The sequence below is a fragment of the Agrobacterium sp. ST15.16.024 genome, assembly GCF_027956545.1.
GTDB lineage: Bacteria > Pseudomonadota > Alphaproteobacteria > Rhizobiales > Rhizobiaceae > Agrobacterium > Agrobacterium cucumeris.
The window spans coordinates 496,751-521,494 of record NZ_JAQKGO010000001.1 but is presented as its reverse complement, the minus strand read 5'-3'; the positions used below and the strand labels follow the sequence as shown (position 1 = coordinate 521,494).

The 24,744-nt window shown below is 59.6% G+C and carries 20 protein-coding genes; 10 read left to right on the top strand and 10 right to left on the bottom strand.

Going from position 1 to position 24,744, the window contains the following annotated elements; all coding sequences use genetic code 11:
- Positions 1-116: 116 nt before the first annotated feature.
- Complete coding sequence (locus PL640_RS02540; RefSeq protein WP_142841192.1) at positions 117-1,214, bottom strand: polyamine ABC transporter substrate-binding protein; 1,098 nt, start codon at positions 1,212-1,214, stop codon at positions 117-119.
- 152 nt (positions 1,215-1,366) lie between these two features.
- The gene (locus PL640_RS02535) at positions 1,367-2,782 is read right to left on the bottom strand and encodes a helix-turn-helix domain-containing protein (protein WP_271360695.1); all 1,416 of its coding nucleotides are present in this window, start codon (positions 2,780-2,782) and stop codon (positions 1,367-1,369) included.
- Between the two features lie 255 nt (positions 2,783-3,037).
- On the opposite strand from PL640_RS02535, the gene aceA reads away from it, so the two are divergent.
- Together aceA and PL640_RS02525 are read left to right on the top strand one after the other, a co-directional pair.
- On the top strand, positions 3,038-4,327 hold the full coding sequence (gene aceA / locus PL640_RS02530; RefSeq protein ID WP_269698620.1) for an isocitrate lyase: 1,290 nt from the start codon (positions 3,038-3,040) through the stop codon (positions 4,325-4,327).
- Between the two features lie 84 nt (positions 4,328-4,411).
- On the top strand, positions 4,412-4,666 hold the full coding sequence (locus PL640_RS02525) for an SMc00767 family acetate metabolism repressor (RefSeq protein WP_046800624.1): 255 nt from the start codon (positions 4,412-4,414) through the stop codon (positions 4,664-4,666).
- 11 nt (positions 4,667-4,677) lie between these two features.
- Here the strand turns inward: PL640_RS02525 and PL640_RS02520 are convergent, their stop codons facing one another.
- Positions 4,678-5,550 (bottom strand): LysR family transcriptional regulator, encoded by an 873-nt coding sequence (locus PL640_RS02520; RefSeq protein WP_271360694.1) that lies wholly within the window; start codon positions 5,548-5,550, stop codon positions 4,678-4,680.
- Between the two features lie 85 nt (positions 5,551-5,635).
- Here PL640_RS02520 and PL640_RS02515 point away from each other — a divergent pair, with 85 nt between their 5' ends.
- The gene (locus PL640_RS02515; RefSeq protein ID WP_271360693.1) at positions 5,636-5,983 is read left to right on the top strand and encodes a hypothetical protein; all 348 of its coding nucleotides are present in this window, start codon (positions 5,636-5,638) and stop codon (positions 5,981-5,983) included.
- Positions 5,984-6,298: 315 nt separating this feature from the next.
- On the opposite strand, the gene PL640_RS02510 is transcribed toward PL640_RS02515, so the two are convergent.
- Entirely contained in the window at positions 6,299-7,483 is a 1,185-nt protein-coding gene (locus PL640_RS02510) for an NAD(P)/FAD-dependent oxidoreductase (protein ID WP_271360692.1), read from the bottom strand.
- A 123-nt stretch (positions 7,484-7,606) separates the two neighbouring features.
- Here PL640_RS02510 and PL640_RS02505 point away from each other — a divergent pair, with 123 nt between their 5' ends.
- From PL640_RS02505 to PL640_RS02480, 6 genes are all read left to right on the top strand, one after another.
- Positions 7,607-9,043, top strand: a complete 1,437-nt coding sequence (locus PL640_RS02505; protein ID WP_046800620.1) for a glutamine synthetase family protein — start codon at positions 7,607-7,609, stop codon at positions 9,041-9,043.
- A gap of 14 nt (positions 9,044-9,057) precedes the next feature.
- The gene (locus tag PL640_RS02500; RefSeq protein WP_271360691.1) at positions 9,058-10,344 is read left to right on the top strand and encodes an NAD(P)/FAD-dependent oxidoreductase; all 1,287 of its coding nucleotides are present in this window, start codon (positions 9,058-9,060) and stop codon (positions 10,342-10,344) included.
- A 136-nt stretch (positions 10,345-10,480) separates the two neighbouring features.
- Complete coding sequence (zwf, locus tag PL640_RS02495; RefSeq protein ID WP_142841179.1) at positions 10,481-11,956, top strand: glucose-6-phosphate dehydrogenase; 1,476 nt, start codon at positions 10,481-10,483, stop codon at positions 11,954-11,956.
- Between the two features lie 11 nt (positions 11,957-11,967).
- On the top strand, positions 11,968-12,666 hold the full coding sequence (pgl, locus tag PL640_RS02490) for a 6-phosphogluconolactonase (protein WP_271361437.1): 699 nt from the start codon (positions 11,968-11,970) through the stop codon (positions 12,664-12,666).
- Between the two features lie 126 nt (positions 12,667-12,792).
- Positions 12,793-14,613, top strand: a complete 1,821-nt coding sequence (gene edd, locus PL640_RS02485) for a phosphogluconate dehydratase (protein WP_271360690.1) — start codon at positions 12,793-12,795, stop codon at positions 14,611-14,613.
- Between the two features lie 219 nt (positions 14,614-14,832).
- Complete coding sequence (locus PL640_RS02480; protein ID WP_271360689.1) at positions 14,833-16,197, top strand: metallophosphoesterase; 1,365 nt, start codon at positions 14,833-14,835, stop codon at positions 16,195-16,197.
- 24 nt (positions 16,198-16,221) lie between these two features.
- Here the strand turns inward: PL640_RS02480 and PL640_RS02475 are convergent, their stop codons facing one another.
- The 6 genes from PL640_RS02475 to PL640_RS02450 all read right to left on the bottom strand — a co-directional run bounded on the left by PL640_RS02475 (position 16,222) and on the right by PL640_RS02450 (position 23,261).
- A complete protein-coding gene (locus tag PL640_RS02475) occupies positions 16,222-16,578 on the bottom strand; it encodes a hypothetical protein (RefSeq protein ID WP_034496014.1) in 357 nt (118 codons plus the stop codon).
- A 241-nt stretch (positions 16,579-16,819) separates the two neighbouring features.
- The gene (locus PL640_RS02470) at positions 16,820-17,908 is read right to left on the bottom strand and encodes an ABC transporter ATP-binding protein (RefSeq protein WP_142841170.1); all 1,089 of its coding nucleotides are present in this window, start codon (positions 17,906-17,908) and stop codon (positions 16,820-16,822) included.
- A gap of 20 nt (positions 17,909-17,928) precedes the next feature.
- Positions 17,929-19,584 carry a beta-galactosidase BglA gene (gene bglA, locus PL640_RS02465; RefSeq protein ID WP_080818816.1) on the bottom strand — a complete coding sequence of 552 codons (1,656 nt, stop codon included), beginning with the start codon at positions 19,582-19,584 and terminating at the stop codon, positions 17,929-17,931.
- A 36-nt stretch (positions 19,585-19,620) separates the two neighbouring features.
- Positions 19,621-20,781, bottom strand: a complete 1,161-nt coding sequence (locus PL640_RS02460) for a carbohydrate ABC transporter permease (protein ID WP_269698632.1) — start codon at positions 20,779-20,781, stop codon at positions 19,621-19,623.
- Position 20,782: 1 nt separating this feature from the next.
- Complete coding sequence (locus PL640_RS02455; protein ID WP_046800613.1) at positions 20,783-21,796, bottom strand: carbohydrate ABC transporter permease; 1,014 nt, start codon at positions 21,794-21,796, stop codon at positions 20,783-20,785.
- Between the two features lie 103 nt (positions 21,797-21,899).
- Positions 21,900-23,261 (bottom strand): ABC transporter substrate-binding protein, encoded by a 1,362-nt coding sequence (locus PL640_RS02450; protein WP_269698634.1) that lies wholly within the window; start codon positions 23,259-23,261, stop codon positions 21,900-21,902.
- Between the two features lie 276 nt (positions 23,262-23,537).
- On the opposite strand from PL640_RS02450, the gene PL640_RS02445 reads away from it, so the two are divergent.
- Positions 23,538-24,563 (top strand): LacI family DNA-binding transcriptional regulator, encoded by a 1,026-nt coding sequence (locus PL640_RS02445; RefSeq protein WP_271360688.1) that lies wholly within the window; start codon positions 23,538-23,540, stop codon positions 24,561-24,563.
- The last annotated feature ends 181 nt before the right edge of the window (positions 24,564-24,744 follow it).

Below are 24,744 nucleotides of genomic sequence, written 5' to 3'. Positions count from 1 at the left end.
GTTGGTCTTTCGATCGATGCTTCGGGGCGGGCAGCGCCGGCAGGTAAGGTGACCTGCCGGCAAAGCTATCAGAGAAACAGGCCCGCCGGCCGTTCCTCAACCAGCGGACGGAAATGTCAGCTGCCGGTCTTTATCTGCGTCCAGACGCGGTTCAGCACGCGCTGTTCCTTCGGTCCGTAAGGCGAGATGGTGAAGAGCTTCTTCATCGTCTCGGCATCGGGATAGACCGCAGGATTTTTCGAAACCGACTCATCCATCAGCGCCTGCGAGGCGAGATTGCCATTAGCGTATTGAACGTAGTTCGACGCCTTGGCGATGACTTCCGGCCGCATCAGATAGTTGATGAAGGCATGCGCTTCCTCGACATTCTTGGCATCCGCCGGGATGGCAAGGTTGTCGAACCACATATAGGTGCCTTCCTTCGGTATGACGTAATTCACCTCAACGCCGTTCTTGGCTTCTTCCGCACGGCTTTTCGCCTGCAGGATATCGCCCGACCAGCCGATGGTGATGCAGCTGTCGCCATTCGCGAGTTCATCGATATAGGCAGAGGAATTGAACGTCTTCACATAGGGGCGAATCTTCGAATAGACCTCACCGCCCGCTTCCAGATCGGCCGTTTCCTTGCTGTCCGGATTCTTGCCGAGATAATTCATGGCAATGGCGAAGGTTTCATCCGACGCATCGAGAATATTGATGCCGCAGGATTTCAGCTTTTCGGCGTTTTCCGGCTTGAAGAGAACATCCCAGCTATCGACAGGTACATCGCCGAGAGCAGCCTTCACCTTGGCGACGTTATAACCGATGCCGGTGGTGCCCCACATGTAGTTCACGGCATATTCGTTGCCGGGGTCGTATTTCGCCAAGCGCTCGGAGACCTCAGGCCACATGTTCTTCAGATTCGGCAACTTGGACTTGTCGAGCTTCTGGAACACGCCGGCATTGATCTGACGGGCGAGGAAGGGGCCGGTTGGCACCACGACGTCATAACCGGAGCTGCCGGCCAGAAGCTTGGTTTCCACAAGCTCGTTGCTGTCGAACACGTCATAGACAACCTTGATGCCGGTTTCCTTGGTGAAATCGGCAAGCACTGATTCGTCGATATAATCCGACCAGTTATAGACGTGGACGACCTTCTCCTGGGCCATTGCCGAGCCTGCTGCAACGAGCGCGGTGGTGAGAGCCAAGGTCAGGCGGAGAGAACGGTTTTTCATGATGTCTCCTGTTAACGCATCCTCACGGTGGGAGCGTGATCCCCTTTTTTTGGAGAGACTAGAAAGGAAAACAAAAGGGAGCAAGCGGGAAATGTGCAGCACAGCATTTTCAACCGAATGTTTTCCGGTCACAAAAAAGCGAATGGAAACACCTACTGGAAGTCGAAAACACTGAGACCGGTGACCATTTCATCCAGCCCCAGGGGCCGCGTCAGCGGTGCTTCGGCCCGCGACAGACAGCCCTGCCTTTCGCACAGCCGGCAGGAGGGACCGACGGTGACAGGCGCAGCACCCGAGGCGGCGGGACCATAAACCGTCTCTCCCGCCTGAGCGAGATCGCAGCCGACCAGCACGGCCGTGCGCCTTACCCTTTCACCGAAACCCGCCTGCGGGCCTTCCAGCGTGCGCGAAACGGTGAGGAAGGCGTCACCGTCAGGCATTTCCACCGCTTCCACCAGCACCTGCCCCGGCTGGGCGAAAGCCGCATGGATATTGAGCCGCGGACAGAGCCCGCCGAAACGCGCCCTTGGAAAACCGCCGGCGCCTGCGAGGCGGAACCGGTTGCCGGCATTGTCTATCTCCATCAGGAAAAACGGAATTGCCGCAGCCGTCGGTCGTTGCAGGCTGACGAGGCGGTTGGCAGCCTGTTCAAACGACACATTGAAGCGCGATCGCAAAACCTCAAGGTCATATTTTGCGCGCTGGGCGGCGGCAAAGAATACACCATAGGGCATCATCAGCGCATGGGCAGCGTATCGCGCCAGTTCAAAACGGGCGATGCGCCGCGCTTCCTCGCCCTTCAGGCCAAGCGCCTCCAATTCCGCACCGATCTCTTCGCGAAGCGCCAGAAGACAGGTCTCCATAGCCATTTCCCTCAGCTGATCCGGCTGCGACAGGCGCTCGGATAAAAACAGCCGCATGGAATGGCGATCATAACGCCGCCGCAGATTGGGCATGGCATGGACCGGCAGGGTTCTGACGACGATGCCGTGGTTTTTCTGCAGCCATGCGCGCAGTCCGGAGGCAAGATCATCGCCCGACGACAATTGTTTATGGAGTTCTTCCGCCGCCGCATCGATGGTGTGGAAATAGGCCGTCCGGTTTTCAAAGACGTGCCGTACTTCATCAATCGGCAGGCGGGTGGAGGAAAGCGTCGTCTCATGCCCCTCGCGCGCCAGGAGATCGGAGAGGTCGGAAAGGCGTTGCGCCTGCTCCCGATAGGCCCGATAAAGCTTGAGCACTCCACTTGCCGCATTGGGCGCGGCATCGGCGACTTCGATCAGTTCCTGCGGCGACGGCACCTCGCCCGCAAGCAACGGATCGGCAAAGACCTCGCGCAGCTGTCCGGCGGAACCGGCGCTTTCGCCTTGCAGGTCATCCAGATCGACCTTGTAGACCGAGGCGAGCTTCAGCAGCAGCTGCACGGTGAGCGGCCGCTGGTTGCGCTCGATGAGATTGAGATAGGAAGGCGAGATCGTCAGCGCCTCGGCCATGGCCGTCTGCGTCAGCGCGAGACCATTGCGTATGCGGCGCACGCGCGGGCCTGCAAAAATCTTGTTTTCCGACACAGCGTCGCCCCTCCATCCACGTCAACTCATACAAGCCTGTTACAAAATCGTCGACTTAAGGTCTTTTACAAAATTTACAATTTTACAGCTCTTCCTTGTCATGCATCCTACAGGATAACCTCTTTCAAGTCACTGTTTTTATGTTTGTTCTGGCGCTCAAATCTCGAAAAATGTAAATGTAGTCACATCAAACGGCGCTTCATGAAATCGAAAGTGAGCCGTTTCCGAACTGCATTTGTCATGGGAGAGAGAAGTATGACGGATTTTTACAAGCTTGTTCCGGGTGCACCGCAGGGGCGTTTTGACGGCATTGAGCGCACCTACACCGCCGCCGACGTGGAGCGGCTGCGCGGCTCCGTCGAAATCCGCCATTCGCTGGCCGAAATGGGCGCGAACCGGCTGTGGAAGCTGATCAACGAGGAGAATTTCGTCAATGCGCTCGGCGCGCTCTCCGGCAACCAGGCCATGCAGATGGTTCGTGCCGGGCTGAAGGCGATCTACCTCTCCGGCTGGCAGGTTGCGGCGGATGCCAACACGGCATCGGCCATGTATCCGGACCAGTCGCTTTATCCCGCCAATGCCGCACCGGAGCTTGCCAAGCGCATCAACCGCACCCTGCAGCGCGCCGACCAGATCGAGACGGCGGAGGGCAAGGGCCTTTCGGTCGACACCTGGTTTGCGCCGATCGTTGCCGATGCGGAGGCCGGTTTCGGCGGCCCGCTCAACGCCTTCGAGATCATGAAGGCCTTTATCGAAGCGGGTGCGGCGGGTGTTCATTATGAAGACCAACTGGCATCGGAAAAGAAATGCGGCCATCTCGGTGGCAAGGTTCTGATCCCGACGGCGGCGCATATTCGCAACCTGACGGCGGCGCGACTTGCGGCTGACGTCATGGGCGTACCGACGCTGGTCATCGCCCGCACGGATGCGGAGGCCGCCAAGCTTCTGACCTCCGATATCGACGAGCGCGATCAGCCCTTCGTGGATTACGATGCCGGCCGCACTGTTGAGGGCTTCTATCAGGTCAAGAACGGTCTTGAACCCTGCATCGCCCGCGCGGTGGCCTATGCGCCCTATTGCGACCTGATCTGGTGCGAGACATCCAAGCCGGATCTCGAACAGGCGCGCAGGTTTGCGGAAGGCGTGCACAAGGCACATCCCGGCAAGAAGCTCGCTTACAATTGCTCGCCGTCGTTCAACTGGAAAAAGAACCTCGACGACGCGACGATTGCCAAGTTCCAGCGGGAACTGGGAGCGATGGGCTACAAGTTCCAGTTCATCACCCTTGCCGGTTTCCACCAGCTGAATTTCGGCATGTTCGAACTGGCGCGCGGTTACAAGGACCGGCAGATGGCGGCCTATTCCGAGCTTCAGGAAGCGGAATTCGCTGCCGAGGTTAACGGTTACACCGCCACCAAGCACCAGCGCGAAGTTGGCACCGGCTATTTCGACGCCGTGTCGCTTGCCATTTCCGGCGGCACGTCTTCGACCACCGCCATGAAGGAATCCACCGAGCACGACCAGTTCCGCCCGGCGGCCGAATAAACAGGCAAAACGGCCCTTTCCGATTTCGGGAAGGGCTTGCAAACCGGATCAAGAACCCCGACCAATAAAGAGAGGAGAAATGCCATGAATGCCCATAACCCCATCAAGACCCACGTCAAGGAACGCGCCGAGGAGCAGTCCTCCGCCATGACGCAGGATCAGCAGGCCGCCATCCGCATGCTGGCCAATGATCTGCACCGCCTTAACCAGGCCGTCATGAAAGCCGTTGAGGCCGGTGTTTCCGTCGAGCTGGTCCGCTCGGCCCGCCACCATGGCGGCGGCGGCAACTGGGGCGATCTGCTGATCCCGGTCATCGTCGCGCAGGGCGCTGCGGCCTGAAACGGCCCCCTTTACGCCGGACGGCCCTTGCGCCCGGCATATAAATCGGAATGTCCCTTGATCAGACGGGTCATCCGGTCCGCCACCGTCCGTATATCGCGGCGGTGGCGATCGTCATTGTTCATGACGATCCATTGATTATGGCGGAGAGGTTCGATCTCGTCGCCCTCGCGTGTGAGCCGTGCATCCGCATCGCCGACGAAACAGGGGAGTACGGCGACGCCTGCCCCTGATAGCACCAGATCAAGAAGCGCGGTTGGCCGGTTCACCGTTACCACGATATCACCACTACGGTTTTCGTGCGGCCAGCGTAGATAGGCGGAAATGGCGTTTTCGCCCGTCACTGCCAATAAGCGGTCGGCAACCGATGCAGTTGCGTTGCGCAATCTGTAGGGCGCATAGGCCACCTCCCCCGTCTTGATGGCGGCAAGGTTCTTTTCCTGCGGCTCGAAAGCGCGGATACCGATGTCGTTTTCGCGATGGGCCAGGGACGCCCTCTGTTCCGCAATGAAGAGATCGATGCGGAAATCATCGCGATCCGTACAGATGGCAGAGAAGTTCCCGGTCAGCAGCCAGGCATTCCAGGTGCCGACGGCAATGCGCACGACGGAAGAGGCCGATGACGCCTTCTGCCATCCTTCGATGTCCTTCGCTGCATGCTCCATTGCCTGAAGCCGGTCGAACAATGCGCGACCATCCGCCGTCAGGGCGTATCCCGTCTGGCTGCGCTGGAACAGGGCCTTGCCAATGCGCTCCTCCAGCTCGATCATGCGCCGCCCGACGGTTGCCGGGCTCAAACCGGTCAGCGTAGCGGCGCCCGTCAGACCGCCGCTGCGCGACACATCGAGGAAAAGCTGATAGGAATCCCAGGTAACGTTTTTCATTGATGAAAAACGTAGCGCATTTTCTTGCGCAGATAAATCAAAAAACGGCGCGCATCATGGCCCTCCGCATTACGAGGAGAGTCACATGCACGCGATTTTTGCAGCCCGGGCCATCATCGAAAACCAGCAGCCGCGCACGCGGCGCGAGGCCATTCAGCAGGAAGAGAAATTTTATGCCGATATGGCGCAGGCATCGCGCCCATCGCGGCTTGTCAGCGCGCTTATCGGCTTGATGAAGGCGAAGGGCCGCCGATCAGTAAAAGAGGGCGATCAGGGTCGCGATAGCGCCGGCGGCGATGACGGTCAGTCGAAGAGCCAGCTGCCGGCTCTCGCTTTCGGCGCGGGCGATGGCAATGGCGCGAGGGCGGCGATGTGCGGATCTGTTCATGCGCGGGCTCCTGACGAAAAACTCAACCAACCCATGCCCTGTTAAGGCCTCCAGCATGACATCATGTATAGCGGGATCACTTGAGTAACCCGGCTTTGCTGGCATTCACTCAGGATGACTCGGTGCCCATTAACAGAATGTTAAAAGGGCGAGGGAGGGCCACAACTTTACGAACTGAAATTGAGTTGGCGGACAGGTCACATCCGCACTCCGTCACCCCGGACGAGTTCCGGGGTCCAGCGTGATCAAGTCCTTGATCGCGAAAGACTCTTCACGTCGCAGACGCGCCGTGGCTGGATGCCGGATCAAGTCCGGCATGACGAAGGAGAGAGGTCCGAACTTTTCCACGGCCAGAGACGATCACGCGAATTCGCCTGCCGCCTGCCCGGAGGCCCAAGCCCACTGGAAATTATAACCGCCGAGCCAACCGGTAACATCAACACATTCGCCGATGAAATAGAGGCCGGCGACCGATTTCGCCGCCATGCTGCGGGAATCGAGGCCGGTCGTGTCCACACCGCCGAGCGTGACTTCCGCCGTGCGATAACCTTCCGAACCGGCAGGCTTGATCTGCCAGTCCTGCACCTGTGCGACCAGCTTTGTAAGAGCCTTTTCGGACATATCGGCGAGATTGCCGATCAGGCCGGATTGTTCGACCACATGCTGGGCGAGCCGTTTCGGCAGGATTTCTGCAAGAGCAGTTTGCGCGGACTGACGACCGTTCTTCTGTTTAGCCTCTTTCAGCAACGCAACAATATCGCGCCCCGGCTCCAGTTTCAGACGGATGACATCACCCTCCCGCCAATAGGAGGAAATTTGCAGGATCGAGGGACCACTCAAACCGCGATGGGTGAACAGCAGTGCTTCGTTGAAAACCGTCTTGCCGTGCGAAATTTCAGCTGGAGCCGCGACACCAGCGAGCGGGCTCAGCCTTTCAAGCGTTGCGGGATCGAGCGTCAGCGGCACCAGGCCGGGACGCGTTTCGATGAGTTTGAGGCCGAATTGTTCGGCGACCTGATAGGCAAAACCCGTCGCGCCCATTTTCGGGATCGACTTGCCGCCTGTCGCCACGACAAGGCTTTCGGCCTCGATGACGCCGCCAGACGTGGTCACGCGAAAACGCCCGCCATCATGGGCGACGGTCGAGACGGCAGTTTCGAGCCGAAGCTTCGCATTCACCGCCTGCATTTCGCCAAGCAGCATGCGGATGATGTCCTTGGCGCTGTCATCACAAAACAGCTGGCCGAGCGTCTTTTCATGCCAGGCGATGCGGTGTTTTTCCACCAGTGCAATGAAATCGCGCGGCGTATAACGGGCGAGCGCGGATTTGGCGAAATGCGGGTTGGCGGAGAGATAATTCTTCGGCCCGGCATGGATATTGGTGAAATTGCAGCGACCGCCGCCGGAGATGCGGATTTTCTCCCCCGGCGCCCTGGCATGGTCAAGAATGATGACGGAGCGGCCGCGCTGGCCGGCGCGGATGGCGCACATCATGCCCGCGGCGCCCGCCCCCAAAATCAGCACGTCACATTTCTCTGTCATCATTCCATCCGATCCGTTTCCTTTCCTCTTTTCGAAGTGCCGCCCATTGTCAATGGCGCTTTCCCCCTCGCCAATTGCCAAACTACGGTTATGATGGCGCCAGTCGAAACACAGACCCGGTGATACATGCCCCCGAAGAAAACCATGCTCCGCCCGAAGAAACAGGCAACCATGGCAAAGACACCTCCCCTCGACCTTTCCTCAACCCGTGGCGTTTCCTCCTGGCGCGAAGCCGCGCAATGGCTGCGGGCGCGCGGTATTGAGGATATAGAATGCATCACGCCCGATCTTGCCGGCGTTGCACGCGGCAAGATGATGCCGACGGCGAAGTTCACGGGCGACACATCGCTCGCCCTGCCATCCGCGCTCTATCGCCATACTATATCAGGCGAATACCCTGACGAGACGGCGAATTTCCGTTATGAGCCGCGCGACAGCGACCTGAAGCTGGTACCCGATCTTTCCACCCTGTCCGTCGTGCCGTGGGAAAGCGACCCGACCGCGCAGGTGATCTGCGATGTGGTGGATGCCGAGGGCAATTTCGTTCCCTACACGCCGCGCAACGTTTTGAAGAACGTGCTTTCGCTCTATACCGAAAAGGGCTGGAAGCCGGTCGTTGCGCCGGAAATCGAATTTTATCTCGTCGCCATGAACGACGACCCGGATTATCCGCTGCATCCGCCGAAGGGGCGCTCCGGCCGGTCGATCGTCGGCGGGCAGAGCTATTCGATTGCCGGCATCAACGAGTTCGACGAACTGATCGACGACATCTATCACTTCTCGGAAAAACAGGGTCTCGAGATCGACACGCTGATCCATGAGGAAGGCCCGGCGCAGCTGGAAATCAACCTGCGGCATGGCGATCCGATCCAGCTTGCCGACCAGGTATTCCTGTTCAAGCGCACCATCCGCGAGGCGGCACTGAAACACGGCATCTACGCCACCTTCATGGCCAAGCCGATGCAGGGCCAGCCGGGTTCGGCCATGCATATCCACCAGTCGGTGGTGGAGATCGACAGCGGCCGCAATATTTTCTCGAACAAGGATGGCGGCCCCTCCAAGGAGTTCTTCTCCTTCGTGGGCGGCATGCAACGTTATGTGCCGAATGCACTGGTTATGCTCGCGCCCTACGTGAATTCCTATCGTCGCCTGACGCCAGACATGGCCTGCCCGGTCAACAATGCCTGGGGTTACGACAACCGCACGACCGCCTTCCGGGTGCCGATTTCCAGCCCGCAGGCGCGCCGTGTCGAAAACCGACTGCCGAGTTCCGACGCCAATCCGTATCTGGCGCTTGCCGCGTCACTCGGCTGCGGCTGGCTTGGCATCGTCAACAATATCGAGCCGACCGAACCGACCGCTGAGACGGCCAATGAAGGCTCCATCGACCTGCCGCGTGGCCTGCTTGAGGCCGTGGCGCTGCTGGAAGGCGAAGAGCAGTTCGACCGGGTGTTCGGCCATGAATTTGTCGGCCTCTATGCCGGCCTGAAACGCGGGGAATTCGAGACCTTCATGCAGGTCATCAGCCCCTGGGAGCGGGAATTCCTGCTTCTCAACGTGTGAGGGGTTGTTAAAGCATGACATGGCAAAGCCCGATTGCGCCCGGAATTTCCTGGTATCAGGCAACCGTCGGTGAGCGGCCGGACTATCCCGCTCTCGACGGATCGAAAGAAGTGGACGTCGCGATTATCGGCGGCGGCTACACCGGTCTTCAGGCCGCCTGTAACCTCGCCGAAAATGGCGTCTCCGTCGCCCTCATCGAAGCGCATCGGTTCGGCGATGGCGCGTCTGGCCGCAATGGCGGCCAGTTCGGCACCGGCCAGCGCTCGTTTCCCGACGAGATGGAACATGAGATCGGTTTCGAGCAATCCAAACTGCTGTTCGATATTGCCGAGGATGCCAAGAACTACGTGCGCAGCTTCGCCGTCAATCGCGGCATCGACATGGAATATCTGCCGGGGCAGCTTTATGTGGCGCACAAGGCCGCTTACGAGGACGACTATCGCAAAAGCGTCGATGCGATGAACAATCGCTATGGCTATCCGCATATTTCCTACATGGAACGGGGCGAGGCGCGCAAACGTGTCGGCTCCACCCATTATTTCGGCGGCACGCGCGATACCGGCACCGGCCATATCCATCCGCTGAAGCTCTTGGTCGGGCTGGCGAAGGCGGCGAAAGCTGCGGGTGCCGCCATCCATGAAATGACGCCGGCGAAATCCATCCGCCAGTCCGGCGGCAAGACGATCATCGAAACACCCTTCGGCAATCTGACGGCGATAAAGGTACTGATCGCGACCAATGCCTATATCGGCAATCTGGAGCCGGTAACGGCCGCCCATATCATGCCGATCCGCTCCTTCATTGGCGCAACTGCGCCTCTCGATGCGTTTCCCGACATCATCCCAGGCCGGGAAGCCGTGGCGGATTCGCGTTTCGTGGTGCGCTATTTCCGCAAGACGGCCGACAACCGTCTGCTGTTCGGCGGACGTGAGGCTTATACGGCCGATACGCCGCGCGACATTTCCACCCATATTCGCCGACAGATAGCGGAAATCTATCCCGCGCTGAAGAATATCGACATCACCCACTCCTGGGGCGGCTCCGTCGGCATCACCCTGCCGCGACAGGTGTTCGTGCGCGAAGTCATGCCGGGCGTTACCTCCATCGGCGGTTATTCCGGCCATGGGGTGATGCTGTCGAATTATTGCGGCAAGCTCTATGCCGATCTCGTACTCGGCAAACAGGACATGCTGGCACCCTTCGCGCGGCTGAAGGTGCCTTCCTTCCCCGGCGGAGCGTCACTGCGCGCACCGCTGCTTTTCCTGGCGCTTTCCTGGTATGCGTTGCGAGACAGGTTTTAGGATAATGTTTACAGCCGGTTATCGAAACAGGACGGGCGAAAAAAGCCAAAATTCATAATTTCACATAACTGAGTCTGGCATTTTTAAATCGATTAGATTATTGATGCCCCAACCCTTGAAGATCGAGAGAATCGATATGAGCAGTCAGATCATTCCTGTTGAACCTTTTGATTGTGTCGTTTTCGGCGGCACGGGCGATCTTGCCGAGCGCAAGCTTCTGCCGGCCCTTTATCACCGGCAGGTCGAAGGCCAGTTCACGGAGCCGACCCGCATCATCGGTGCGTCGCGTTCGGTCATGAGCCATGAGGAATATCGCAAATTCGCGCAGGATGCGCTGAAGGAGCACCTGAAGGCCGGCGAATATGACGACGCGCAGGTCACGCTGTTCCTCAACCGGCTTTTCTACGTGCCTGTTGATGCCAAGGGCAGCAATGGCTGGGACGTGCTGAAGAAGCTGCTCGATGAGGGCAAGGATCGCATCCGCGCCTTTTATCTGGCCGTCGCGCCGGGCATTTTCGGCGACATTGCCGACAAGATCCGCGAGCACAAGCTGATCACCCGCTCGACCCGCATCGTCGTTGAAAAGCCGATCGGCCGCGATCTCGCTTCCGCGCAGGAACTGAACGACACCATCGGCCACGTCTTCAAGGAAGAGCAGATCTTCCGCATCGACCACTATCTCGGCAAGGAGACGGTGCAGAACCTGATGGCGCTGCGTTTCGCCAACGCGCTTTACGAGCCGCTGTGGAACTCCGCCCATATCGACCACGTGCAGATCACCGTTGCCGAAGCCGTCGGCCTTGAAGGTCGCGCCGGTTATTACGACAAGGCCGGTGCGCTGCGCGATATGGTGCAGAACCATATCCTCCAGCTGCTTTGCCTCGTGGCCATGGAGCCGCCCGCATCCATGAATGCGGAAGCCGTGCGTGACGAAAAGCTCAAGGTTCTGCGCTCCCTGAAGCCGATCAACACCAGCAATGTCGAAAAGCAGACGGTTCGCGGCCAGTACCGTGCCGGTGCTTCCGCCGGTGGCCCGGTGAAGGGCTATCTGGAAGAGCTGGAAGGCGGCGTTTCCAACACCGAAACCTTCGTCGCCATCAAGGCCGAAATCGCCAACTGGCGCTGGGCCGGTGTTCCTTTCTACATCCGCACCGGCAAGCGCCTCGCGACCCGCGTTTCGGAAATCGTCGTCACCTTCAAGCAGATCCCGCATTCGATCTTCGACGATGCGGCCGGCAAGATCGAGGCCAACAAGCTGGTCATCCGCCTGCAGCCGGATGAAGGCGTCAAGCAGTCGCTGCTCATCAAGGACCCCGGCCCGGGCGGCATGCGCCTGCGCCAGGTGTCGCTGGATATGAGCTTCGCCGAAGCCTTTAACGTGCGCAGCCCCGATGCCTATGAGCGGTTGTTGATGGACACCATCCGCTCCAACCAGACGCTGTTCATGCGCCGCGACGAAGTCGAGGCCGCGTGGGACTGGATCGACCCCATTCTCAAGAGCTGGGAAGAACTGGCGCAGGGCGTGCAGGGTTATACGGCCGGCACCTGGGGTCCGAGCGGCTCGATCGCGCTGATCGAGCGTGACGGCCGCACCTGGCATGATGGAGATTGAGGATGACGGAGATAAGTGAGACATTGCATGTCTTCGACAGCGCCGCCGACCTCGCCTCAGCACTGGCAACAGAAGTTGCCAGCCGCCTTTCGGCCGCAACGCAGGAACGTGGCACGGCGAGTATTGCCGTTTCCGGCGGCTCGACGCCGAAACTGTTCTTCCAGGCGCTTTCCAAACACGATCTCGACTGGCCCAATATCAGCGTGACGCTGGTGGACGAACGTTTCGTGCCGCCGGAAAGCGATCGTTCGAACCATCGTCTGGTTGCCGAGAACCTGTTGCAGGACAAGGCGAAGGCGGCCTATTTCGTGCCGCTTTTCCAGTCGGCGGCCTCGCCGGAGGATGCGGCGACGCTCGCAACCGTCAAGACCGAAGCGATCTGCGATCCTTTCGATGTGGTCATTCTGGGTATGGGAACGGATGGTCATACGGCATCGTTCTTCCCCGGTGGAGACAATCTCTACGAAGCGCTGGACCTTAATGAGCCACGCGGCGTCTTGACCATGGCGGCGGAAAATGCGGGAGAGGAGCGGTTGACCTTCAATTTCTCCAGCTTGCATGATGCCGATTTTCTGGTGCTGCACATTGAAGGTGCAGCCAAGAAGGCGACGCTTGAAAAAGCTCAGTCAGGTGAGGATGAGGACGAAATGCCTGTTCGTGCCGTGCTGAACCGGGCAGAAACGCTCGTGGATATATACTGGGCGCCGTAAGCCGAAAGTACCGCCGCACACGCGGCCCGGCGACAAGCGCCCCGAAGACATGAAGACAGAAACACGACAACCGGCCGTTCACCTCCCGGAACGCCGGTTGCCGACCAACGAACAGGATGAACGCCCATGTCCGCCGATTCCCGCATTCAGGCCATCACCGCCCGTATCGTCGAACGTTCCAAGCCTTACCGCGAGACCTATCTCGAGCGGTTGCGGCTGCAGGTCTCAAAAGGCGTTCACCGTTCCGTGCTTTCCTGCGGCAACCTTGCGCACGGGTTTGCGGTCTGTTCCCCCGCCGACAAGGACATCCTTGCCGGCGACCGGGTCCCAAACCTCGGCATCATCACCGCCTATAACGACATGCTGTCGGCGCACCAGCCCTATGAGACCTTTCCGGCGATCATACGCGATGCGGCCAAGGAGGCGGGTGGCATAGCCCAGGTGGCGGGCGCGGTTCCGGCCATGTGTGATGGCGTGACGCAGGGGCAGCCAGGCATGGAGCTTTCGCTGTTTTCCCGCGATGCCATCGCCATGGCAGCCGGCATCGGCCTGTCGCACAATATGTTCGACGCCGCCGTCTATCTCGGTGTCTGCGACAAGATCGTGCCCGGCCTCGTGATCGCGGCACTCGCCTTCGGTCACCTGCCCGCCGTCTTCGTTCCCGCCGGGCCCATGACATCAGGCCTGCCGAATGACGAGAAGTCACGCATCCGCCAGCTTTATGCCGAAGGCAAGGTCGGCCGCGCCGAGCTTCTGGAGGCGGAATCGAAATCCTATCACGGTCCCGGCACCTGCACCTTCTACGGCACGGCGAACTCCAACCAGATGCTGATGGAGATCATGGGCTTCCATATGCCCGGTTCCTCCTTCATCAATCCCGGCACGCCGCTGCGCGATGCGCTGACGCGTGAGGCTGCCAAGCGCGCGCTGGCAATCACTGCGCAGGGCAATGAATTCACGCCAGCAGGCGAGATGATCGACGAAAGATCCGTCGTCAACGGCGTTGTCGGGCTGCATGCGACGGGCGGTTCCACCAACCACACCATGCATCTGATCGCCATGGCGCGCGCCGCCGGCATCATCCTCACCTGGCAGGATATTTCCGATCTTTCAGACATCGTGCCGCTGCTCGCCCGCGTTTATCCCAACGGTCTTGCCGATGTGAACCATTTCCACGCCGCTGGCGGCATGGGCTTCCTCATCAAGCAGCTCTTGAAACAGGGTTTCGTGCATGGCGATGTGCGCACCGTCTTCGGACAGGGTCTCGAAGCCTACACCGTCGATGCCATGCTGGACGAAAAGGGCGCAGTCGCGCGTCAGCCCTCCCCCGAGCAGAGCCATGACCCGAAGGTGCTTTCGAGCATCGAAACGCCGTTTCAGCCGACCGGCGGCCTGAAGATGCTGACGGGCAATCTCGGCAAGTCGGTCATCAAGATTTCCGCCGTCAAGCCGGAACGCCACATCATCGAAGCGCCGGCGATCGTCTTCAACGATCAGCAGGAGCTTCAGGACGCCTTCAAGGAAGGCAAACTCAACCGCGACTTCATCGCCGTTGTCCGCTTCCAGGGGCCGAAGGCCAATGGCATGCCGGAACTGCACCGCCTGACGCCGCCGCTCGGCGTTTTGCAGGATCGCGGCTTCAAGGTGGCGCTGGTGACGGATGGGCGCATGTCCGGCGCATCAGGCAAGGTGCCGGCCGCTATCCACGTCACGCCGGAGGCTTCCGATTGCGGCCCGATTTCGCTCATCCGCGATGGCGACATCATCCGTCTCGATGCTATCTCGGGAACGCTGGAAGTGCTGGTGTCCGCCGCTGAACTGGCGAAACGCGAACCGGCACGCGCCGATCTTTCCGGCAATGAATGGGGCATGGGCCGCGAACTTTTCGCCCCCTTCCGCCGCAATGCCGGCCCGGCCGATCAGGGCGCGAGCGTGCTCTTCCATTGATCTTTTGAAAGGCGAAGGTCGATACGGCTTTCGCCTTTCAACCCTGCTTTGCGGTATCGTTCGACTGCACTTTCTCGCACCTGATAATCCGGCGCAGAAACAGCTTTATTTCCCAATTCGTAAAAGTCACACTTGTCATGCGGCTGTGATGATCGCCCTATAGGGCCTTCTCGAGCAACCGTGGGACGACGGTGCAGTTTCGGATGATGGGGCCAGGACATGACGATTTTCTCAAGCAAACGCCGCGATGTGCTGAAGCTTATGGCTGGCACAGCCGTGCTGCCGTTGATTGCCTTGGCCACGCCAGCGACGGCGCAGGATGTCGCGCTGCGTGCGATCGTGATCTCCGACCTGCATTCGGCTTATGAACGCATCGGCCAGCTTCTCGCGGCCATAGAAACGCGCGTCGCTGCCGACAAGACGCCGCATATCATTTTGCTGAATGGCGACCTGTTCGAACTCGGCAATGCGGTGGCCACCCGTTCGGCCGGTGAAATCGAGTGGACGTTCCTCGCTGCACTCGCCAAGCTCGCCCCCACCGTCATCAATATCGGCAATCATGAGCCCGATATCGACAATGATCTTGCCAATTTCGTCAGCCGCGCCCAGGCACTGGGTATCACCGTGCTTTCCAACATCATCGATAAACGCGTCGGAAAGCCCTATGCACCTGCCAGTGCGGAGGTGAGCGTCGGTGGACGGCAGGTCGTCGTGGCAGGTCTCGCCACCAACGCGATCAACACCTATCCGAAGGCGACGCGCGAGATGCTCGACATCCCGCAGCCGGTCGAATGGGCGAAGGCCAATCTGCCCGGCATCGTTAAGTCGGGCGCTATCAACATCGTCTTGAGCCATGCCGGCGTCGTTGCCGACCGCGACATCCTGCCCCTGCTGCCGGATGGCACGCTGCTGGTCGGCGGTCACGATCACCTGAACTTCGTGCACGAACAGGGCGCCACGCGTTATCTCCATACCGGCTCATGGTGCACCTCCATGACGGTGGCAACGATCTCCGCCCCCGGCAAGGCTCCGGCCATTGAAACGATCGCGATCGATAGCGACGCCCCCGCCTCCCCGGCCCTCAAGAGCCTGATCGAGCAGACGCTCGAAAAACACCTGACGGCAGAAGAACGGGCGGTTATCGGTAAATCCGCCAAGGCCATGACTGTCGATGAGGCCGGACGCCATGTGGCGCAGCTTATCGCCGCGAAAACCGGCGCGGATGTCGGTTTCATCGGCCATACGTCACTCGGCGCAGGTCTGCCGCAGGGCGATATTCGCCGCTATGATTTCAACGCCTCGCTGCGTTTCGACGGCAAGCTGATGGTGACGGAAGTGGATGGCGAAGCGCTTGCTGAAATCCTTGAACGATGCAACCAGGACGGCGACATTCCGCTTGCTGCGCGCACCGGCGATTATCTCTACGCCATGCCGGAAAAACCGGAAACGAAACAACGTTACAAGCTGGTCTGCAACGACTGGTCGGCCACCAACCAGAAATCCTATTTCGGCCGCAGCGATCTTGCCTTCACGGAGGTGCCTGAAGTGAAGCTGAAGCAGACGGTTGTGGACGGGCTTTCTTAAGTCCCTTCGGCAGATTTGGATATTTCAGAAAGACCGGATATCGAGCTTTCGGTCCTTGTGCGCCGGATGCGTGCTGAACACGAAGATGCGGTCCAGTTCCTTCTGCGTCAACATGCGCAGGAAGCGGACATGGATGGTGTTGTTGGCGTTGACGCGCAACATCACGCAGCCGATCTTGGTGATGCGGGCGTCGGGAATATCCAGATAGAACTGGTTGGGCAGGTTATATTTCGTCAGCAGTGCCAGCACCGCTTCGGTCTGGGAGATGCGGATGACGTCACAGCGCCGCGCCGCCATGTGCATGACGGCCTTTTCGGTATATTCGATGCGTGCCGCATTCATGGTATCTTCCATGCGAAACCGGCTTTCGCGGTCGTACATGAAGGATTCTTCCTTGCTCAGGTAATGGTTCCTGATGACACCCGCACTGCTCTGCACGCCCGGACTCCCATGCTCTCTTAACAGATCGAGACTAGGCCATAGTCTTTAACAATTCATATCAGACTTGCCTCAAACAGACCGGAAGCGGGACATTTCCGATGTTTTTCCACAGGGGCAAAAACGCACGAAAAAGCCCCGGAACGGTAAGGTTCCGGGGCGTGTTTTACGATATTGCCGGCGATTATGGACGGTAGGTCTTGCCGTCAGCATCGAAGAGATGGAGCTTTTCCTGCGGTGCTGCAAACCGCAGGGTTTCGCCCTTGGAAACGGAAAGGATGCCCGGGATCTTGACGATGATCGGCTCCTGCCCCTTCGGAGCCTCGAGATAAAGCAGCGTCACTTCGCCCAGAGCCTCGACGATCGAGACTTTGCCTTCGAAAAGATAGTCATCGCCGGTGACGACGCTGAGGTCTTCCGGCCTCACACCAAAGCTCGCAGCCTTGCCCTGCTCGGTGGCCGGGGTCGGAACATTGACGGCCAATGTTTTGCCGCCGGCCAGTTCGATCGAGGTCCGCTCGCCGGTTCCGGCGATCTTCGCCGAGATGATGTTCATGGCGGGCGAGCCGATGAACTTCGCCACGAAAAGATTGGCCGGCCTTTCGTAAAGTTCGAGCGGCGGGCCGACCTGCTCCACACGACCCGCATTCAACACAACGATGCGATCTGCCAGCGTCATCGCCTCCACCTGATCGTGGGTGACATAGATCATCGTCGTATCGGCCATCTGCTCGTTGAGCTTGGCGATCTCAATACGGGTGGCGACACGCAGGGCAGCGTCAAGGTTCGAAAGCGGTTCATCGAACAGGAAGACCTTGGGATTGCGGCAGATGGCACGACCGATGGCGACGCGCTGGCGCTGGCCGCCTGACAGGGCCTTGGGCAGACGCTCCAGATATTGCGTCAGCTGCAGGATTTCGGCAGCGGCACGCACGCGGCGGTCGATCTCCTGCTTGTTTTCCTTGGCGATTTTCATGCCAAAGGCCATGTTGTCATAGACAGTCATATGCGGATAAAGCGCATAGGACTGGAACACCATGGCGATGCCCCGGCGCGAGGGCGGGATTTCATTGACGAGCTGGCCATCAATGAACATCTCGCCGCCGGTGATCTCCTCCAGACCGGCGATCATCCGCAGAAGCGTCGATTTTCCGCAGCCGGACGGGCCGACGAAAACGATGAATTCGCCCTGCTCGATCGAAAGATCGATGCCGTGCAGGACCTTCACCTGCCCGTATGATTTGCGGATATCCTTGAGAACGAGACTTGTCATGGGTGGTCCTCCCTATTCTGTCAGGCGTAACGGGCGAAGAATGCGCCCCATGCCGGAAGTTCTACGCTTCTGCCTTCAAGGCCGCTTGCAAAGCCATGACCTTCGAGAACCTCCCAGTTCCCTTCCGGCAGCGTGGCTTTTGCCGGCGTTGCGGACAAGTTGAAGAGGCAAAGCACGGTTTCGTTGCCCAGCTTGCGGGTATAGCTCAGCACCTCACCCTGCACCGGCTGGAATTCGATACCACCCTTTGCGAAGGCCGGGTGCTGCCTGCGGAAAGCGAGGAAGCGGCGGTAATGTTCCAGCACCGAAGCTTCATTGCCCTGCTGGGCGCTGACGGCGCGCTGCTTGTGCTCGGCCGGAATGGGCAGCCATGTCTTGTCGGCTGTCGAGAAACCGGCCTGTGCGTGGCCGGCATCCCACACCATCGGCGTGCGGCAACCGTCGCGGCCCTTGAATTCCGGCCAGAACTGGATGCCGTATGGATCCTGCAAATCCTCAAAGGCGATATCGGCTTCGGTGAGACCGAGTTCTTCGCCCTCATAGATGCAGACGGAGCCGCGCTGCGTCATAAGCAGTGCCGAGAGAACCTTGGCGAAAGCGTCCTTATCCTCGACATGCTCGCCCCAGCGGCTGACATGGCGCACGACATCATGGTTGGAGAAAGCCCAGCAGGCCCAGCCTTCCGGTGCGGCTTTCGCAAAATCCGCCTGCACATCGGCGACGCGCTGCGGGGTCAGCGCATCGGGTGCGAGGAATTCGAAGGCATAGCACATCTGCATCTTGTCATCGCCGGAGGTATATTCACCGACAATTTCGAGACCGCGCTGGCTGTCACCCACTTCGCCGACGGCGGCGATGTCAGGGAACTCGTCCAGTACAGCGCGGAAGCGCTTCAGGAAGGCGATGTTTTCCGGGCGGTTCTTGTCGTAGAGATGTTCCTGGAAGTTATAGGGATTGACCGCAGGTGCCGTGGAGGCATTGCGGCGCTCCGGCGCGAGCGCCGGGTTGTCGCGCAGCTCAAGGTCATGGAAATAGAAATTGATGGTGTCGAGGCGGAAACCATCAACACCGCGCTTCAGCCAGAAACGGGTGATGTTCAGCAGCTCTTCCTGAACTTCCGGATTGTGCAGGTTGAGGTCCGGCTGCGAGGTCAGGAAATTGTGCATGTAATATTGCATGCGCGTCGGGTCCCACTGCCAGCCCGGACCGCCGAAGATCGACAGCCAGTTGTTGGGCGGCGTGCCATCCGGCTTGCCATCCGACCAGACATACCAGTCCGATTTCGCATTATTGCGGCTGGCGCGGCTTTCCACAAACCATGGGTGCTGGTCAGAGGTGTGCGACATGACGAGATCGATCATGACGCGGATGCCGAGCCGGTGGGCTTCGGCAATCAGCCCGTCGAAATCGGCAAGCGTGCCGAACATCGGATCGACATCGACATAATTCGAGACGTCGTAACCGAAATCCTTCATCGGCGAGGTGAAGAAGGGCGAAATCCAGATCGCATCGGCACCGAGGCCGGCAATATGCGCCAGCCGGTCGGTGATGCCCTTGAGATCGCCGATGCCGTCGCCATTGGAGTCCTGATAGGAGCGCGGATAGATCTGATAGATAACAGCGCCGCGCCACCAGTCCTTGTTGGGCGTCAAAGCGGAAGTCACCGAAGCGGTCATGGAAGTGTCCTGTCTGGTATGGGCGTTCATGGAATGTCAGCCTCCCTTGACGGAGCCTGCAAGCAGGCCACGCACGAGATAACGTTGAAGAGCAAAGAAGACGCAAAGCGGCACGATGATGGTGACAAAGGCCGAAGCGGTGAGGATTTCCCAGTTGCCGCCGCGCGAGCCGAGCAACGCGTTGAGCGCACCGGTCAATACCAGTTCGTCCTTCTGCGTGCCAAGGAACACCATGGCGACGAGCAGGTCGTTCCAGGTCCACAGGAACTGGAAGATGGCGAAGGAGGCAAGCGCCGGGAAGGAGAGCGGCAGGATGATCTTGACGAAGATTTCAAAATCGCTGGCACCATCCACGCGGGCGCTTTCGATGATCTCTTTCGGCAGGCCGGAAATATAGTTGCGCAGCAGATAGATGGCGAGCGGCAGGCCGAAGGCGGTGTGCGCCAGCCAGATGCCGGCATAGGTCTTGGACGGCACGCCAAAGATGGTGCCGATTTCATTATAGAGCCGCAGCAGCGGGATCAGCGACATCTGCAACGGCACGACGATGAGGCCCACCACCATGGCAATCAGCAGATTGCGGCCGGAAAAGCTCATCCATGACAGCGCATAGGCGGCGAAGGCCGCAATGAGGATGGGGATGACGGTTGCCGGCACGGCGACGGTGAGTGAGTTGACGAAGGACTGGCCGATGCCTTCCGAGGTCAGAACCGTGCGGTAATTGTCGAGCGTGAAGACGGGCGGCGTCGCGACGGAAATATAGACGCGCTTGCCGCGCGCGCCCTCGAAGCTCGAAGCCCTGCTATATTCGTAAGTGCCGTCCGTATTGACGAGCAGGGTTTCGCCATCGCCGATATCGGCCGGTTCGCCGGCGTTGAATGCTCTCGGTTCCTGAACGCGCACGCCGAAGGCGGAGACTTTTCCGCCCGCGCCGTTTTCGAAGACATTGCCTGATATCACATAGCGGCTGCCGTCCTGCTTCTGCACGGAAGCATCAGCGAGGCGCACTGCCGAGGTCTGTTCGGAGCTGGAGAAGGCCGTCCACCAGCCTGACACGGTAATCTGGTCCTTGTCGCGCAGCGAGCTGACGAGAATGCCGAGCGTGGGTAAGAGCCAGAGAAGCACGACGACGAGGACGCTGGCATGGACGATGAGGCGCGGCAGGCCGACACGGCGCAGGCGTTTGACGATATTCATCTCAGCGGCCCTCCATCTCGCGGTTTGCCTGGCGGATATTCCAGACCATGATCGGGGTGACGGCCGCCATGATGATGAGCGCGATAACCGCACTTCGGCCGCTGTCGCCGCCACCGCGGAACATCCAGTCGAACATGAGATTGGCGAGGACCATGGTGTTCCACTGGCCGTTGGTCATGGTCAGCACGATATCGAAGACCTTGAGCACGAGAATGGTGATCGTCGTCCAGACGACGGCGATGGTGCCCCATATTTGCGGCACCATGATCTTCCAGAAGATCTGCCAGCCATTGGCGCCATCGATGACAGCCGCCTCGATGGTTTCTTCCGGAATGCCGCGCAAAGCCGCCGACAGGATGACCATGGCGAAACCGGTTTGAATCCAGATGAGGATGACCATCAGGAAGAAATTGTTCCAGAAGGGCATGGAAATCCAAACCTCCGGGCTGCCACCGAAAAACTCGACGATGGCGTTCAAGAGGCCGATCTGTACCTGACCTTCGGCACGGTATTCATAGATGAACTTCCAGATGACCGATGCGCCAACGAAAGAAATCGCCATCGGCATGAAGACGATGGATTTGGCGATGTTGCCCCACCAGATCCGGTCGGTCATGACGGCAATGACGAGGCCGAAGAAGGTGCAGGCGGCCGGCACAACGGCGAGCCAGAGGATGTTGTTGAAGATCGACTGGCGGAAACCCGCGTCGAAAAACGCCCAGCGATAATTGGCGAGGCCGACAAATTCGCTGCCTGTGCGATCATAAAAGGACAGGATCAGCGTGGCGATGACGGGATAGACCAGATAGACCAGCAGCAGGATCAGCGCCGGGCCGATGAACAGCCAGGGCCGGACGGCGGCGCGGCGGTTTAGATTGCGGGATGCGTGAATGACATCTCCCGAGCGGACGGGAAAGATCACCTGCAGCGCCTTGTCGGATAGCCAGTAATAGGCAGCGCAGGCAAAAACGCCCGCTACCATGACGCCGATGGCAGACACGAGTTGTTGAGCCATGTTCCCTCCCTGATCCTCTCCGCGCCGCGCTGATTTATGCGGTCGTCGGGGCAGTTCCATTTGGTAAAGGCCCGGCAGCGTGCCGCCGGGCCTGATCCGATTGTTACTTCAGGCCGTCCCAGGCCTTCTGGATATCGGCAGCGACCTGATCGGCGGACTTGCCACCGACGAAATCGATCATGCCGGTCCAGAACGCGCCGGCACCGATCTTGCCGGGCATCAGGTCGGAACCGTCGAAGCCGAAGCTTGTCGCGGTCGTGAGGATTTCCCCCTGGCGCTTCATCTGCTCATTGGCATAGGTGTCGACATTCACACCCTTATAGGGCGTCAGGAAGCTGGACTGCGCCATCCATACTTCGTGGGCGATCGGGGTCTTCAGGAATTCGACGAATGCCTTGGCCGCCGGTGCTTCCTTGGTGACCGTAACGAGCGTGCCGGCGCCGAGAACCGGCTTGCCGAGGTCAGGTTTGGACGCGTAAGTCGGCATGTAGAAGAAATCCGCATCCGTTCCGACCTTGGTGCCTTCAGGGAAGAAGGACGGAATGAACGACGCCTGATGGTGCAGGTAGCATTTCGGCGGAATGTCGAAGAGACCCTTGGGGCTGTCGCGGAAGTCGGTGGAGGCCACGGCTGCAACGCCGCCGCTCACGTATTTTTCGTTCTTGGCGAATTTGCCGAACTCGTTGATCGCCTCGACCACGGCCGGATCGGTGAACTTCACCTCGTTGGTCGTCCACTTCTGGTAAACGTCGAGCGGCTGCGTGCGCAGCATCAGGTCTTCCACCCAGTCGGTTGCCGGCCAGCCGGTCGCACCGCCAGAGCCGAGGCCGATGCACCAGGGCGTGCCGCCATCGGCTACAATCTGGTCCGTCAGCTTGAACAGGTCTTCCATGCTCTCGGGCACTTTATAGCCCGCTTCCTCGAAGTTCTCAGGCACATACCAGACGAGCGACTTCACATCGGCCTTGAAGGGGAACGCAAAGTAAGCCTTGTTGCCGTCCTTGCCCTTGTAGCTGCCGAGATCGACCCAGGATTGGCCTGCGCCGTAATTTTCCTTGACCCAATTGGCAGTCTCGTCACCGAGCGGCACGAGGAAGCCCTTGGCCGCGAGATCGGCCAGAAGGCCGGGCTGCGGCAGGATGGCGATATTGGGCGGCGAACCCGCCTGCGTATCGATGACGATCTGCTGCTCGTAATTTTCCGACGAGGAATAACGGACGTTCACGCCGGTCGCGTCGGCGAAATAGGCAAGCACCGACTGAAACAGTGCCTCGTCCTCGCCGCGCCAGGGCCCGAAAATCGTCAGCGTCTGACCTTTCAGGTCGGCATGGGCCGCCTTGAAGTCCTCGTAGCTTTTCCAGTTGAACTTGGCATCCTGGCCAGGCGCGAATTTCAGGTCAGCGGCAAAGGCCGCACCCGACAGCAGCACCATTGAGGCCGCCGTCGCCAAAAGAGTCTTCCGCATGTGATTTACCTCCCATCACATAAAAGGCTCAAAGCGTCCTCTCTCAATCAAAGCGCTTTGGCTGTCTATTCATCTCATTGTCATCAAGATGGAGTCAAGAGGCTGTTTCCGAGGAAACGTTGCCGCACCGCGTGAATAGTCATATTTATTTAGGAAGGCGGCTATCGTTTTCGATTGAGAAAAGCAGCGGAGGCTGGTAAAAATCTAAAGCGCTTTGGGAATATGAGGAGAGGCTTTGCCGGTTCCTGAAGCGCGTGCATGGAGGAAATTCAAGACATGAACCTGAAACAGTTGTCGCAACTGCTGGGCATTTCGCAGACCACCATCAGCAGGGCGCTCAACGGCTACCCGGAGGTGAGCGCGGAGACGCGCCGCCGCGTCATGGAGGCCGCCGAGAAGACGGGATATCGCCCGAACGCGGCGGCGCAGCGGCTGGCAACCGGCAAGGTCGGCTCCATCGGGCTCGTCATGCCGATTGGCGAGCACCACCGTTCCGATGTGCATTTCGGCGAATTCTTAAGCGGTCTCGGCGAAGAAGCCTCGCGCAGCGGTTTTCATCTCGTCATCATGCCGACGGAACCGGAGAAAGAGCGCGAAGCCCTGCGTGGGCTCGCCGCAAGCGGTAGCGTTGATGGCATCTATCTCGCCTATATGAAAAAGAACGATGCGCGCATTGCCATGATGCAGTCGCTCTCCCTGCCCTTCCTCGTGCATGGCAGGTCGGTCGGCGTGGAGGAGACTTATCCCTATCTCGATGTGGACAATGAGGGCGCGTTTCGTGATGCGACCCAGCTTCTCCTCCAGCTCGGTCATAAGCGCATCGGGCTTTTGAACGGCCCGGAGGGCTATGACTTTACCTATCGGCGCTGTCTCGGGGTGGAGAAGGCACTGGAGGCAAGCGGCCTCGCCCTGCACTCGGCCAATAAACGGCACAGCAGCATGACGGACGAGGAGGGTTATCTCGGCATGGAGGCGCTACTGTCTCAACCGGAAAAGCCGACCGCCATTCTCTGCGCCAGTACCGCGCTTGCGCTGGGCGCTATCCGCTCGATGAACCAGCGGGGGTTAAAACCCGGCAAGGACATTTCGCTGATCGCCCATGACGACGTGCTGCCGCTGCTGAAGCCGGACAATTTTTCCGTGCCGCTGACGACCACACGCTCGTCGCTGCGGGCGGCGGGCGTTCGCGTCGGCCAGCGCCTGATCAACCGGATCAAGTTCGAGCAGATGGAGCCGCATCAGGAGCTCTGGAAGGCGGAGCTTGTGGTGCGCTCTTCGACGGGGCCGGCTCCAAAAGTGTAGAAGCCGGCCTTCATCCCCCGCCCGTCATACCGGCCTTGAGCCGGCATCCAGCCAGCCCAAGTCCTTGGGCTGAAAAGAGTCGTCTCGCCGCGCAGACGCGCGTCGGCTGGATTCCGGCTCAAGGCCGGAATGACGGCAGTGAGGGCCAGCGCACAGAAATTCCTATGCCGTGGAGTTCGAT

Excerpts from the sequence above, each read along its gene's own strand:
- PL640_RS02540 (WP_142841192.1), bottom strand. The coding sequence starts at position 1,214 with ATGAAAAACCGTTCTCTCCGCCTGACCTTGGCTCTCACCACCGCGCTC.
- aceA (WP_269698620.1), top strand. The coding sequence starts at position 3,038 with ATGACGGATTTTTACAAGCTTGTTCCGGGTGCACCGCAGGGGCGTTTT.
- PL640_RS02525 (WP_046800624.1), top strand. The coding sequence starts at position 4,412 with ATGAATGCCCATAACCCCATCAAGACCCACGTCAAGGAACGCGCCGAG.
- PL640_RS02520 (WP_271360694.1), bottom strand. The coding sequence starts at position 5,550 with ATGAAAAACGTTACCTGGGATTCCTATCAGCTTTTCCTCGATGTGTCG.
- PL640_RS02515 (WP_271360693.1), top strand. The coding sequence starts at position 5,636 with ATGCACGCGATTTTTGCAGCCCGGGCCATCATCGAAAACCAGCAGCCG.
- PL640_RS02510 (WP_271360692.1), bottom strand. The coding sequence starts at position 7,483 with ATGATGACAGAGAAATGTGACGTGCTGATTTTGGGGGCGGGCGCCGCG.
- PL640_RS02505 (WP_046800620.1), top strand. The coding sequence starts at position 7,607 with ATGCCCCCGAAGAAAACCATGCTCCGCCCGAAGAAACAGGCAACCATG.
- PL640_RS02500 (WP_271360691.1), top strand. The coding sequence starts at position 9,058 with ATGACATGGCAAAGCCCGATTGCGCCCGGAATTTCCTGGTATCAGGCA.
- zwf (WP_142841179.1), top strand. The coding sequence starts at position 10,481 with ATGAGCAGTCAGATCATTCCTGTTGAACCTTTTGATTGTGTCGTTTTC.
- edd (WP_271360690.1), top strand. The coding sequence starts at position 12,793 with ATGTCCGCCGATTCCCGCATTCAGGCCATCACCGCCCGTATCGTCGAA.
- PL640_RS02480 (WP_271360689.1), top strand. The coding sequence starts at position 14,833 with ATGACGATTTTCTCAAGCAAACGCCGCGATGTGCTGAAGCTTATGGCT.
- PL640_RS02475 (WP_034496014.1), bottom strand. The coding sequence starts at position 16,578 with ATGTACGACCGCGAAAGCCGGTTTCGCATGGAAGATACCATGAATGCG.
- PL640_RS02470 (WP_142841170.1), bottom strand. The coding sequence starts at position 17,908 with ATGACAAGTCTCGTTCTCAAGGATATCCGCAAATCATACGGGCAGGTG.
- bglA (WP_080818816.1), bottom strand. The coding sequence starts at position 19,584 with ATGACCGCTTCGGTGACTTCCGCTTTGACGCCCAACAAGGACTGGTGG.
- PL640_RS02460 (WP_269698632.1), bottom strand. The coding sequence starts at position 20,781 with ATGAATATCGTCAAACGCCTGCGCCGTGTCGGCCTGCCGCGCCTCATC.
- PL640_RS02455 (WP_046800613.1), bottom strand. The coding sequence starts at position 21,796 with ATGGCTCAACAACTCGTGTCTGCCATCGGCGTCATGGTAGCGGGCGTT.
- PL640_RS02450 (WP_269698634.1), bottom strand. The coding sequence starts at position 23,261 with ATGCGGAAGACTCTTTTGGCGACGGCGGCCTCAATGGTGCTGCTGTCG.
- PL640_RS02445 (WP_271360688.1), top strand. The coding sequence starts at position 23,538 with ATGAACCTGAAACAGTTGTCGCAACTGCTGGGCATTTCGCAGACCACC.